Source organism: Paenibacillus mendelii, from assembly GCF_024498075.1.
GTDB lineage: Bacteria > Bacillota > Bacilli > Paenibacillales > Paenibacillaceae > Paenibacillus_Z > Paenibacillus_Z mendelii.
Genome location: NZ_JANHOF010000002.1, coordinates 484684 through 498073, shown reverse-complemented (window position 1 = coordinate 498073; position 13390 = coordinate 484684). Strand labels below are relative to the sequence as shown.

The window sequence follows — 13390 nt, the reverse complement described above, 5'->3', positions numbered from 1 at the left end:
ACGCCTCTTTAATACCAGGCTTGATCCGCGATCCGCTGGCCGCGAATGCCCGGGCGGAAGCCAGCAAGTTCCCTATTGTCCGTGCTTGAATATAACGGGCGATCATCAGAAACCGCAAGACCGGCAGGGTTCCATTCCCGTGCCGGTCTTTGCTGTGCATTGATCATGCTGCGTGCGGACTCTTCTCCGAGCCGCTTGCTTGGCCACTTTCGTTAGCCTGATCGGGCTATAGGTGGCTCGTTCTCTCTCCGAGAAAGCTATTTACAAAACCTCCAAACAATAGGGCGCTTCCGAAAACATTTAATCTTTACAATGGCCGTAATCACATAAAACAGGGAGTGGTTGCGGTTTGAAACGGAAGTGGAGAGGGAAGAGATTGCTGGCGCTGCTTCTCGCGGCGGAAATGCTGACTGGAACGATTGTCGCCGGCGGGACGGCTCTGGCGGCCGATACGCCGGGCAATTCGCCGATCGCGGGAACGCCTTACCAGGTAGACGGCAGCTACGACGTTACCGTACCGCATGTATTTATCAACCAGGTCTATGGAGGCGGTCTGGACAGCGCGCCTGATACGTATATCTCAAACGGCTTCATCGAGCTGTATAATCCGACGGATAGCGATGTGTCGCTGACCGGCTGGTCCTTGCAGTATACCGATACCGGACTGACGAATAATGGCGGTGTAACAGGCCCTTGGGAGAAACTCGACCTGACCGGTACGATCAAGAAGCATTCCTCCTATTTAATTATTGGGAAAGCAACCGGAGCGTCTTCACCGAAGATTGATATTTCGGCAAAAGGAGATCTTTCTTTCGACCGCTACATCAACAATAAAGGCTTGAAGGTCGCGCTGGTCAGCAACCAGACGCTGCTCGCGGAAGCGAATCCGTTCGCTACCGAGCCGAAGCCTGCGGGTTATGTGGACATGCTCGGGACGGCTGGCAACGATAACGGCAACCTGATCGACGGTTACGAGACGGAATATCGGACAGGCAAGAATGAAGGAAACTCTAAGAAAAATGCGCTGCGCCGCGCAGCCTTGACCGATGCGGATCACAACAGGTCCGATTTCGAGCAGCTTGATTATAGCGCTGCGGATGCGGCGACGCTCAGCGCCAAAGGCCCGCGCAGCAGTGCCGACGGCGCATGGGGCTTGACGCCCCTGCCTCTTGGCATCGTGACGGACGCCCTGCCGAAAGCTTGCGTCGGAACGGCTTATAGCGCGGCGATCGCTGTGCTTGGCGGTAAGCCACCCTATACGTATTCGGCTGCAGGCCTTCCTTCGGGCTTGGCGATCGATCCATCCAGCGGCACGATAGCGGGAACGCCAGAGCCGGGTACGGAAGGGACGCCTGCAGTGAAGATCGTCGTAACCGACAGCGCGATACCTGCCGCTGCGATCGACCGAGATTTGACGCTGAACGTTCGGCAGGCGAAGCCTCCCGTGGCTGCCGACAAGCTATCAGTCGAGAAAATCAGCGAATATGCAGTCGGATCTTCGAACGAGGATGGCGGCGTTGCGGAGATTGTGAAGTACAACAAGGATAACGGAAACATGTATGTGGTGAACGGCTCTGCCAACCCGCCGAGCCTGGATATCGTGGCCTTAACCGCGAGCCAGACGCTCACGAAGGTGAAGTCGGTTCCGGTTAAGGAACTTTCCGAAACGGATGGCTTCATGTTCGGCGATTTGACGAGCGTGGATGTGAACACGGCAACCAAGCGGGTCGCGATTGCCGTGCAGCAGGCCGATCCGACCAAAGCGGGCCGCATTCTGCTGCTCGATTACGACGGGAACCTGCTAAAAACGTATGAAGCCGGCGTTCAGCCGGATATGGTCAAATTCACTTCGAACGGCAAGCACGTCATGTCGGCGGACGAAGGCGAATTCCGCTCGGGCACGGTCGATCCGAAAGGCACTGTGACGATCGTCGATACGACGACGGATGAGGCGGTACATGTCGAATTCGATAATCCGGATGTGATCGACGACGGCGTTCATATTCGCGGTGCAGCCGATCCGCTTACGGGATTGATCGGCGGCAGCGGCCCGAAGGCGGACGCGCTGTCGGATTTGGAGCCGGAATATATTACGCTCTCCGAAGATGAGACGAAGGCTTATGTCGCGCTTCAGGAGAATAACGCCATCGCGACCGTGGATATTGCCGCGAAGAAGGTGATCGCGGTCAAGGGACTGGGCTATAAAGACTTGAAAGATCCGAACAACGCACTGGATGTAGTGAAAGACAACGCCGTTAAGCTGGAAAATGTTCCGTTCTTCGGCATGTATATGCCCGATGGAATCGCGTCTTACAGCTTGAACGGAACCCAGTACTTGTTCACCGCCAACGAAGGGGATGCGACCGATTGGCCGGGCAGGAAGAATGCGACGACGATCAAAAAGCTGAAGGATAGCTTGGATCCCGTCTCACCGGCGGCCGCGTTCCTAAGCGGGAACAATATGTACGATGGCGTGGAAGCCGCGAGCGACATGGGGAATGACGGCGTTTATTTGTACGGCGGCCGTTCCTTCTCCATCTGGAATGCCGACACGATGGAGCACGTATATGACAGCGGAAGCGATTTTGAGCGCATTACCGGAGAGCGCCTGCCGGACTATTTTAACGCGAGCAACAGCAATGCGACATTGGACAGCCGCAGCACCAAGAAAGGACCGGAACCGGAATATGTCGCGGTCGGTGCGGTCGGCAGCAGAACGTTAGTCTTTACGGGGCTTGAACGCATCGGCGGCATCATGACTTACGACGTTACAGACCCGGCCGCACCGGAGTTCGTCAATTACACGAATACCCGTGATTTCACGAAAGGCCTGAATACGGATACCGGACCGGAAGGGCTCGAATTCATTCCCGCAACGGACAGTCCGACGGGGCTGCCGCTGTTGCTGGTGGCGAATGAAGTCGGCGGAACGATAGCCGTTCTGCAGTTGAACGTGACGAAGGTCACGCTGGACAAGAAGTCGATTTCCCTACGCTCGGGAGATGAGGCAGTGAAATTGCATGCCGTCGTTGAGCTGGCGGGCGACGGAGCGCCGACCGTGGAATGGTCCTCTTCCAATACGGCAGCAGCGACTGTAGATCAAGATGGGAATGTGACGCCGGTGTCCAAGGGAACGGCGACGATAACTGCTCTTAGCACCGATGGTTACGGGGTGGCGGAAGCGGTCGTAACGGTAGATGGTCCATGGAAGCTGACCGTTATGCACACGAACGACACGCATGCTCATTTGGCGGATGTGGCCAGACGGACGACGCTCGTCAAGCAAGTCCGGAATGAAACCGGCGATAGCTTGCTGCTTGATGCGGGCGACGTGTTTTCCGGCGATCTGTATTTTACGAAGTGGATGGGACTGGCAGACCTGGAATTCATGAACGACATGGGCTATGATGCCATGACGTTCGGCAATCATGAATTCGACCAGGGCACGGGCCCGCTGGCGGAATTCGTAAGCCAAGCCAGGTTCCCGCTAGTCAGCGCTAACATTGATTTCAGCCGGGACAGCCATCTAGGTCCGCTGGTCAAAGCACCGGCAGCGTTCGATGCCAACGCTCATAAGACGATTGCGAACGCGGGCGTATACCCGTATATTGTGCTTGACGTGAACGGTCATAAGGTCGGCGTGTTCGGTTTGACGACCGAGGATACGAAGGAAACGTCTAGCCCGGGCCAAGATATCATCTTTGCCGAAGCCGCCGAAGCGGCTGCGAGCACGGTGGAAGCGATCAAGTCGGAAGGCGTCGATATCGTCATCGCGCTGTCCCATCTTGGCTACGGCCGGGACAAAGAACTCGCGCAGGCGGTGAAGGACATCGACTTGATCGTCGGCGGCCATACCCACACGAAGCTGGACGCACCGGAAACGGTGATGAACGAAGGCGTGCCGACCATTATCGTCCAGGCGAACGAGTGGGGCAGGTTCCTCGGCCGCGTAGATTTGACGTTCGATGAACAGGGCGTTGTTCAGACGGGAGAGAACCAACTGACAGGCCGTCTCCTTTCAGTCGATGCCAATGTGCCGGAGGATGAGGCAGCCAAGAGCAAGCTGGCTCCGTATAACGCCGAGCTGGAGGAACTGAAGAAGCAGGTTGTCGGCAAGTCGGACGTGATCTTGAACGGCGAACGCAGCGACGTCCGCTCGAAGGAAACGAACTTGGGCAATTTCATCGCCGACGGCATGCTTGCATGGGCGAAGGAGAGGAAGAATGCCGATGTGGCCATCATGAACGGCGGCGGCATCCGGGCTTCCATCGATCAAGGCGACATTACGATGGGCGAGCTGCGCACGGTCATGCCTTTCGGCAACACCTTGTACGTGCTGGACGTAACCGGGCAAGCGCTGAAGGACGGTTTGGAGAACGGCATTAGCGGGGCCAAGCTGACGGATCTACCGGGCAAATTCCCGCAGGTCGCGGGCTTGCGCTTCAAGTGGGATCCGAGCCAGCCTGCCGGCAGCAAAGTCTACGACGTGGAAATAAAGAAGGATTCAGGTTACGCATCGCTTGATCTGTCGGCCACTTATCGTCTGGCGACCAACAGCTTCGTCGCGAATGGTGGAGACGGCTATGCATCTTTCGCGAAGGCAATTGCGGATGGAGCGTATCACGAGGACCTCGGATACCCGGATTATGAAATCTTTATCGCGCATGTCAACTCGTTAGGAGATACCATCGCTCCTGCGGTCGAGGGTCGTATTATAGAAAGGGCGAAATCCAGTGGTAATGGCAGCGGAAGCGGAAGCGGTGGCGGCGGATGGGTGCCGACACCAGTACCGACGCCGAAGCCGGAGCCGAAACCGGAGCCGGAGCCAACTCCCGCCCCGGGGGCAGGCAAGATCGAGCTGGGCGATGACGCGCTGCAGGTCGTAACGGAGACGAGCGAATCCGGACAAATCGTCCATAATGTGATGGTTAAAGCGGAGTCTCTGCAAGCCGCTCTGGAGACCGCGGCCTCCGGCGGGCAGAAGCAAATTGTCATCCAAGCTCAGACGCTCAGCGGGCCGACCGTCGTGTCGCTGCCAGCGGGTGTATTGGCTTCGGCCAGCGGCAAAGGGATGACGATCGTGATCGAGACCGCTGCGGCGAGCTACAGCCTCCCGCTGCACGTGCTTCATCTGACGCAGGCAGCCAGCGGTGAAGCCTCCCTGAGCGGTGTCAGCGTTCAGGTATCGATCGCGCCAGTCGATGACTCGCTGCAGCAAACACTGCGTGCGAAGGCGCAATCGATGGGAGCGAGCCTTGTAGACAGCACGGCGATCGAATTCAAGGTTGCGATTGTTGCAGACCATCAAGAGAAAGCGGTGAATGATTTCGGTGCTGCGTACGTGGCTCGCGTCATCTACCTGCCATCTACCGCGGACATAACGACGGCTGCAGCAGTTATGTACGATCCGGCTGCAGGCGAGTTCATGTTCGTTCCAGGTGTTGGCAAGACCGTAAACGGAAAGCCGGCGATCGAGATGAAACGGCCGGGCAACAGCATCTATGCCGTAATGAAATACAGCAAGGAGTTCGCCGATCTGAAAGGCCATTGGGCGAAGAACGATACGGAGAAGATGGCTTCCAAGCTGATTGTAAAAGGTGTATCCGCGAATAATTTCGCGCCAGACCAGGTGATTACAAGAGCCGAATTTACAGCGCTGCTCGTTCGCGGTCTCGGCTTGAATCCGGCGCAAGGCGATGCGGCGGCATTCGTGGATGTCCAGCAGAATGCTTGGTATGCTGAATCGATTGGAGCGGCTGTCAAATTCGGGCTCGTAACAGGCAAGGAAGCAGGGAAATTCGCGCCGGACGCTGCCATTACAAGGGCGGAGATGGCCGTCATGATCGCCCGCTCCATACAGGCCGTCGAGCCTGAAGCGGGCATGGGAGGAAGCGGAACCGATGCACTGAGCAAGTTCGCGGACCGCACAGCCATTCCGAAATGGGCGTCGGCGTCGGCTGCGCTGCTTGCCGGCAAGGGGATCATGCAAGGGAACGGCAAAGGAGACTTCGCGTCTTCGGATCAGGCAACGCGCGCTCAAGCGGCGGTTATCCTGCTGCGGGCGCTGAAAGACCTGAAATTCACAGCTTGACCAACGGGTGATCGTAATTAGAAACAAGGAGATCCTGCGGCAACCGCAGGATCTCTTCTTATCTGCTTAAGCAGGAGGACATCTCCTCAAGGATGAAAGACAGCTCGGGTATTATTGCGAGCTGAATCGCATCCGATACGACGGCCTCGACGGAAATAGTACGAGTACGCTTTTCCGGCCTCATGTATGCGCTTACGTTTTGAAATGGAAGGCGGTTGATGTTTCTAAGATAGGGATTGGTGGTATACGGGAAATAAAGGATCTATGCTTACCGCTTGCTTTACGTTTTTCGACCTCGAGTCCTGACGCGGGTGACTTCTTCTTCCGTAGAATCGGACGGGGCAGGAGGTTCGGATACCGAAGGTTTGCTGCTGGTTCGCACGACAAGCCCTGATGGGATGACCATGTTCTGCGCAGCCCGTTCCTTCTTGCGATTCAACAATTTGATCAGCAGCTTCGCACCTTCCTTGCCGATCTCATAGAGATTGGTCGTGATGGAGGTTATGCCATGCTTCTCGGCGTGTTGGGAGTTCTCAAAGCTGACAAGCGCAAGCGTCTCGGGAACGGCTATATTGTGCTCCTTCGTATATTCCAGAACGCCGACGGCCTGGATATCACGTCCGGCAACGATGGCGGTTGGCGGTTCCTTCAAGGATAAGAACGTTTCCACAGCACGGTACCCGCTGCTTTCGGTTTCATCGCCGATGTAGATGTAGTCATCGCGCAGCTTAAGACCGGCGTCGGACATGGCTTCTTTATACCCCTCCAGACGATCCTCGCATACGAGAAACTCCAGCTGTCCAGGGCTGATAAAAGCGATACGCTTATGTCCGAGCTCCAGCAGGTGACGTGTGACCCGGTAAGAGATCTCATGGTTGTCGACGTCAACGGTATTGACCGCAGTGTTCTTGTCCGCTCCCCCGATAATAACGAGCGGAAAGTTATGCTCGTTGAGCTCGTTAATGATGGAGGAATCCTGGCTGGGCAAGCAAATCAGAACACCGTCCATCGCTTGTTCCCGAATCAAACGGATGAGCTTGGGCGTCTTTGCCTTATGGCCGACGGTATCCCAGGAGATTAGCAGGTTATAGTCCTTCTGATCCAGCACTTCCCCAATCCCTTGCATCAGATCCGAGAATACGCCATTGCCCGAGAACGAGAAGAAATCGGAGGTGGGATGAGGCGTGAACAGACAGATATTGTTGGTTTTTCGGGTGACAAGTCCACGAGCCGCGGAGTTTGGCCGGTAATTTAACCGGTTGATCACCTCGAAGATTCGATCCTTCGTTTCCTGTGCTACGGGCGCGGTCCCGTTGAAGGCGAAGGAAACGGTAGAAATCGAAACGCCTGCTTCCCGGGCAATGTCCTTGATCGTTACAGCGCGTTTCTTCTTCTTAATCATCCGGACCCCTCTTTCATATGAAATTAGCAAACTGTATACTAGTAACCTAACACAAGGCAGGAAATGTCGTCAATTACATTTATAAAAACGTTTTTTGTCATTATTTTTATAGTAAAATCGTGGAAAACCCAGTAAATAAGCACATTCTACTAAGATAAAAGTTGGATTTATTTTAATGTTGTGTACAAAAGCATCAAAATGTTATGATGATAAAAACTGATGAATGTAAGTGCTTTCAATGCCACTGATGGAATAAGAATGCCTTATATTATCAGTAAATCGGTGATCCTGGAGGATTAGTGGAGGTGAAAGGGGGAGTAGACATCATTTTATAAAACGATTTTATAAAATATCCGAATTGACACGAAAGACTACTTAGACAGGGGGATACATTTACCATGAAAAAAATCATTAGTCTCATAACGGCACTCGTGCTTGTCATGACGGTATTGGCTGCTTGCTCATCCAACTCGGGCGGCAACGGCAATTCCAATACAGGTACAAACGCCGGCACGAACGCTGGTACAGAGGGTGACGAAGCCAGTAAAGAAACCCGGACCGTCGTATTTGCCACGATCACCAACTATTACACGGACGGCCTGAAGCAAGCAGCTGAAGAGTACACGAAGCTGCATCCGGAAACGAAGGTCACGATCGATATTGCGACTGACAACAGCGCGTTTATCACTTCATTCCAAGCGAAGATGGCAGCAGGCGGCAAGGATGCTCCGGATATCGTGCACGCCAACCTGACAGGCGACTCGCCGGACAACAACCTGAACAAAGGCTGGCTGCTCCCGCTTGACGAGTTCGCCAAGAAGCCGAACCCTTATAACAACGACGTATCCATCTATGATGGCGTCGACGAGAAGTATCATCCAAACATGATGACGGCATCCGGCAAGATCTTCATGCTTCCTTTCGACCTTGTAGGTACCGGCTTCTACTACAACAAAAAAATATTCGAAGAAGTTGGCATTACGGAAGCGCCGACGACTTGGGAAGACTTGTTTGCAGCCCTGCAAAAAATCAAAGAAAAGAACTACATCCCGCTTGCAATGCCATTCAACATTGCAGCCGACTATGAAGGCTGGATGCGCAGCGCATTCATGGACTGGACGGCTAGAAGCTTGATTCCTGAAATTCTGGTTCAGCCGGGAGATGCCCGTAATACGCCTGATGTTGAAGCGGTAAACAGCAAGATTAAGTATGAGCCAGGCAATCCGATGTTCGACGTTGGCGGAATCATCGACGAAGAACGCGTACAGATTCTGGCCCAAGAAGGCCGTTACGACAATCAAGGCGCTGCCGAGCAGAAGTACTGGACAACGCTGAAGGAGCTTTCCAAGTTCTATCAACCGGGTTACGCGACAACCTCGGACGCCGATTTGTATAAACTGTTCATCAGCGGCAAGGCTGCCGTCTACTGGAATGGCAGCTGGCAGGTTGGACAGCTGGTTCAAGATCAACAGAAGCTGGGAGATAAAGGCTTCGAGTGGGGCACGTTTAAATTCCCTACTTACAAAGAGAAAGATCCGAATTTCCCAGACGAGCCGCGCGGCATTCTGGTTCCAGGCCACCAGCTCTCCATTGTAAACAAGAAGGATGCCGAGCAGCAGAAGCGCACGGAAGATTTCCTGCAATACCTGTTCTCGCCTGAGGTTGCACAGAAGGTATACGAAACGACGCTTGCGGCAGGCCAGTTCGTTCAAGGGCCTAGCCTCGTGAAGGGCGTTACGCTATCGGATGAAATTAATGCTTATCTCGAAGGCTTTAAAGTTTCGGGTAACATGAACGGATCCCTCGGAACGTTAAGCGGCGGCAACACGAACAATGACCAGACGCTCTTGACGGAAGCCAAGGCGCTCCAATTGCAGTACTACATGGACAAAATTGATTTGGCAGAGTTCCTGAAGCAGAAAGCGGAGTTCGCTAAAAAGGCGAATAAGAAATTTATCGAGGCAAGTAAATTTGATCTCGATGTCAAAACGAATCCGTAATAAAGGCGTTGCCGTGAACGGCGGAGGCGGGATGGTTCCAACCATCCCCTTCCGTCTTTTCATCCGAACGGCCCGCCCGTGATGAAAGGAGTGTCAAAACGTCATGAATACCGCACGTTGGAAAAAATACGGCACCTCTTATTTATTTCTCATTCCATCGTTTGCTTTCGTGTTCGCCTTCCTGTATTACCCGATGATCCTGGCCTTCTTCCATTCCTTTACCAAATGGAATCTGGTCACGTCGGAATGGATTGGCTTCGATAATTACCGCAACATGTTCAGTGATGCCATCTTTCGTAAAGGGATGCTGAACCAGCTCATCTATACGGTAACGGATGTCGTTAAATCGATTATTTTCCCGCTTGCCGCAGCTGAGCTCATCTATTTGATCGGTGGAAGCCGTCTGAAGTACATCTTCCGGACCGGCTTCATTCTGCCAATGCTCTTCCCGGGCATCGTTACTATTCTGCTCTGGCAGAATATGTACGATCCGACCAACGGTTTGATCAACCAAGTCCTTCTATCGTTTGGTCTGGACAGCTGGACGAGACCGTGGCTCGGTGACGAGAATACGGCATTATGGGCGCTTATTGCCCTTGGATTTCCGTTCATCTCCGGACTCAACTTCCTGATCTTCTACGCATCCATCGGCAATCTTAGCCAGGATCAGATTGAAGCGGCCAAGATCGACGGGGCCAATGGCTGGCAGGTATTAACAAGAATTCACCTTCCGCTCCTGATCCCGCAGTTCAAGCTGGTTACGATTCTGACGATTATCGGAAGTCTGCAGGACTTTGTCAAAATCCTGGTCATGACGGACGGCGGTCCCGGCACCGCAACCATTAATCCGGCTATTCTCATGTACAAAGCCGCATTCGGCAGCTCGGAATATGGTTATGGCTCCGCTATCGGCGTAGCGTTATTCCTTGTTATTCTTGCGCTCACCATTTTTAACCTTAAAGTACTTAAGACGGACCATTGACAAGGAGGCGAACCCATGTCCGCTCGTATGCCTAAATGGATCGGAGGCACGGTTTTAGTGCTTCTTTTGGTCCTGACACTTATTCCTGTCCTCATGCTGCTTGTCTTCTCGTTGCGTGATAATCTCGATATTCTGATCGATTTCTGGTCGCTGCCGGACACGCCGAAATGGGCTAATTACACGGAAGCGTGGAAGGTCGTGAAAGACAGCATCGGCAATTCCCTCTTCGTCTGCGTTGTTACCGTAATCGGTGCGGTCTTCATCGGCTCGTTGTCTGGCTATGTGTTTGCGCGTCATCAATTTCCGCTTAAGGGACTTCTGTTCTTGCTGCTTATTGGCGTGATGATGATTCCTTCGCTGCTGACGATTGTTCCTTTGTACGCCACGATTTCGAATTTGAACATGACCAACAGCTTCTGGGGTTTGATCTTGCCTTATATCGCCGGCACGCAGCTGCTGGGCATTATGCTGACCCGGACATTCTTTGAATCTCTTCCGGAGGAATTATTCGAAGCTGCGCGCATGGATGGCGCAAGTGAATGGTATCTCTATCTGCGTATCGCGATGCCGCTATGTATCCCGATCCTCATTACAGTTGGAATTGTTACGTTCCTGTCCGTGTATAGTGATTACTTATGGCCATTCATCGTTCTGAAGCAAGAGAATCAGACGTTTACGATGGCAGCGGTTAGTCTTAACCGGGCTGGAAGCTCCGATCTTGGGTTGTCCACGGCGGGTTATGCCATCGGCAGTATCCCAACGATCATCGTTATTTTGTTCGGAATGAAATACTACATTGAAGGCATGGTTTCCGGTGCCGTGAAGTCTTAGGTTAGCATGAAATAAACCCTAATCGCATGTAATCAGCAAAGCATGGTTATCATAACAATGCTGCTTACGAGGCCGGGCCGACAGTGGAGCGACGCTGCCGTCTGCCAGCCCGGATATGACTTCCTAACCATGCTGATACCCAGGCATAGAAAGATCGATGGCATCTTTGCACTATGCAGTGGAAGATCCATTTGAACATATTCAGTTTGGGGAATGAAGAAGAACCATCAGGAGAACTGCTCCTGATGGTTCTTTCGTTATTCTAAATTCGCATGCCTGCCGAACATGGAGGCCGCGTCGATGCCCTGTATCTCCATCGCTCGCAGCACGACAGCATCGCACAGCAGCAGAATACTTTGCTCGAACAATGAACCCATGGGTTGGACGGTGGATGCTCCACTGCGATCCGCCGTCTCCTTCGGGGAGGCGGGAATGTGAATAATCGTTTCCGCTAATAGGCCGATTGTCGATTCCGGCTTGACGGTGATGATGGCCACGCCCGCACCAAGCTGCTTTGCTTTTTCAGCCATGCCGACCAAGCTTTTCGTTTCGCCCGAGCCAGAGCCGATAATGAGCAGATCGCCTTCCTTAATGCCGGGGGTTACGGCTTCACCGACAACATAAGCGTTCAACCCCATATGCATCAACCGCATGGCAAAGGCCCGCATCATCAGGCCAGATCGGCCCGCGCCCGCAACGAAAATGGATCTGGCTGCCAGTAAGCGATGAATGAACAGCTCCACTTCAGCTTCGGAGACCGATTTCACCGTGCGGTTTATTTCATCAAGGATGCCATCCGTATACGGTGTCATTGACATAACTAGCGGCCTTGCTTGACCAGCTGCTGCATGGTGGAAGCGGTAGATTTCCTATCTTGCACGCCGGTAATGCCCCCGCCTACAATGACAAGGTCCGGACTGGCTTTGATTACTTCAGGCAGGGTATCTAATTTGATGCCGCCTGCAATAGCGGTTTTCGCTTGTTTAACGACGCGCTTGATCGCCGACAGCTCCTCGAAGGAGTTTTTCCCTTCCGCCTGATGATCGTACCCCGAGTGTACGCAAATATAGTCTACGCCGAGAGCATCGATTTCTTTCGCCCGTGTTTCGATATCTTTGACATTGATCATATCGACCATGATTTTATTGCCATGTTTCTTGGCTTCCTCGACGGCCCCGCGAATGGTAGAATCATCAGCAACGCCTAGAACGGTAATAATATCAGCGCCGGCTTCTGAAGCTTTCATGACCTCATAACCGCCCGCATCCATAATTTTCAGGTCTGCTAACACGTTCAGATTCGGGAAAGCTTCTTTCATTTCTTTAACAGCTCGAAGCCCTTCATTAATGACGACCGGGGTTCCGATCTCCACGATATCGATATAAGCTTCGACTTCCTTCACCAATTCGATGCCTTCTGGAATTGTTACAAGATCAAGCGCGAGTTGAAGTTTCATAATAATCACTCCTAAAGTTTTGTGTGTTCATGCATCCAGGATAAGCTTCGAAACAAAACTTACTTCGGAAGCATAGGCCTAGTTTTGTGTAGTCATGCACCCAGAATAAGCTTCGAAACAAAACTTACTTCGGAAGCATAGGCCTAGTTTTGTGTAGTCATGCACCCAGAATAAGCTTCGAAACAAAACTTACTTCGGAAGCATAGGCCTAGTTTTGTGTAGTCATGCACCCAGAATAAGCTTCGAAACAAAACTTACTTCGGAAGCATAGGCCTAGTTTTGTGTAGTCATGCACCCAGGATCAGCTTCGAAACAAAACTTACTTCGGAAGCATAGGCCTAAGTTTTGTGTAGTCATGCACCCAGGATAAGCTTCGAAACAAAACTTACTTCGCATCCCGAATGCAGGGGCTTAAGTTTTGTGTTGTGTTTAAGTGGAACAAGATTTATTCTAAGACTGAAGTTTCGATATTGGAAGTACGCACTTCAAAGTGGTGTAGTTACCGTGAAGATACTATTGGGCCTGGCGTGGCATCTCGGCTGATGTTCGGGCAGAAGAGTCTGCAGGGGCTGGAAGAGATGGTTCGTCATGTACGCTGGCGAATGCAAATTCAAGGGAGTGATCGACA

Annotated in this window: 8 protein-coding genes; 4 read left to right on the top strand and 4 right to left on the bottom strand. The window is 52.8% G+C overall.

Features of this window, described 5'->3' with window-relative positions:
* Positions 1-8: 8 nt before the first annotated feature.
* Complete coding sequence (locus NNL21_RS09515) at positions 9-167, bottom strand: hypothetical protein (RefSeq protein ID WP_204817324.1); 159 nt, start codon at positions 165-167, stop codon at positions 9-11.
* A gap of 182 nt (positions 168-349) precedes the next feature.
* On the opposite strand from NNL21_RS09515, the gene NNL21_RS09510 reads away from it, so the two are divergent.
* Positions 350-6091 (top strand): choice-of-anchor I family protein, encoded by a 5742-nt coding sequence (locus tag NNL21_RS09510; protein WP_204817326.1) that lies wholly within the window; start codon positions 350-352, stop codon positions 6089-6091.
* Positions 6092-6371: 280 nt separating this feature from the next.
* Here the strand turns inward: NNL21_RS09510 and NNL21_RS09505 are convergent, their stop codons facing one another.
* A complete protein-coding gene (locus tag NNL21_RS09505) occupies positions 6372-7493 on the bottom strand; it encodes a LacI family DNA-binding transcriptional regulator (protein ID WP_204817328.1) in 1122 nt (373 codons plus the stop codon).
* A gap of 398 nt (positions 7494-7891) precedes the next feature.
* Here NNL21_RS09505 and NNL21_RS09500 point away from each other — a divergent pair, with 398 nt between their 5' ends.
* The 3 genes from NNL21_RS09500 (at position 7892) to NNL21_RS09490 (ending at position 11306) form a co-directional block, all read left to right on the top strand.
* Positions 7892-9493 (top strand): ABC transporter substrate-binding protein, encoded by a 1602-nt coding sequence (locus NNL21_RS09500; protein ID WP_204817330.1) that lies wholly within the window; start codon positions 7892-7894, stop codon positions 9491-9493.
* Positions 9494-9596: 103 nt separating this feature from the next.
* Positions 9597-10475 carry a carbohydrate ABC transporter permease gene (locus NNL21_RS09495; protein ID WP_204817332.1) on the top strand — a complete coding sequence of 293 codons (879 nt, stop codon included), beginning with the start codon at positions 9597-9599 and terminating at the stop codon, positions 10473-10475.
* 15 nt (positions 10476-10490) lie between these two features.
* Positions 10491-11306 (top strand): carbohydrate ABC transporter permease, encoded by an 816-nt coding sequence (locus NNL21_RS09490; RefSeq protein WP_204817334.1) that lies wholly within the window; start codon positions 10491-10493, stop codon positions 11304-11306.
* Positions 11307-11563: 257 nt separating this feature from the next.
* Here NNL21_RS09490 and hxlB read toward each other — a convergent pair whose 3' ends face one another.
* Both hxlB and hxlA read right to left on the bottom strand, forming a co-directional pair.
* Positions 11564-12124 (bottom strand): 6-phospho-3-hexuloisomerase, encoded by a 561-nt coding sequence (gene hxlB / locus NNL21_RS09485; protein WP_204817335.1) that lies wholly within the window; start codon positions 12122-12124, stop codon positions 11564-11566.
* A gap of 2 nt (positions 12125-12126) precedes the next feature.
* Positions 12127-12762 (bottom strand): 3-hexulose-6-phosphate synthase, encoded by a 636-nt coding sequence (gene hxlA / locus NNL21_RS09480; RefSeq protein ID WP_204817337.1) that lies wholly within the window; start codon positions 12760-12762, stop codon positions 12127-12129.
* Positions 12763-13390: the final 628 nt, after the last annotated feature.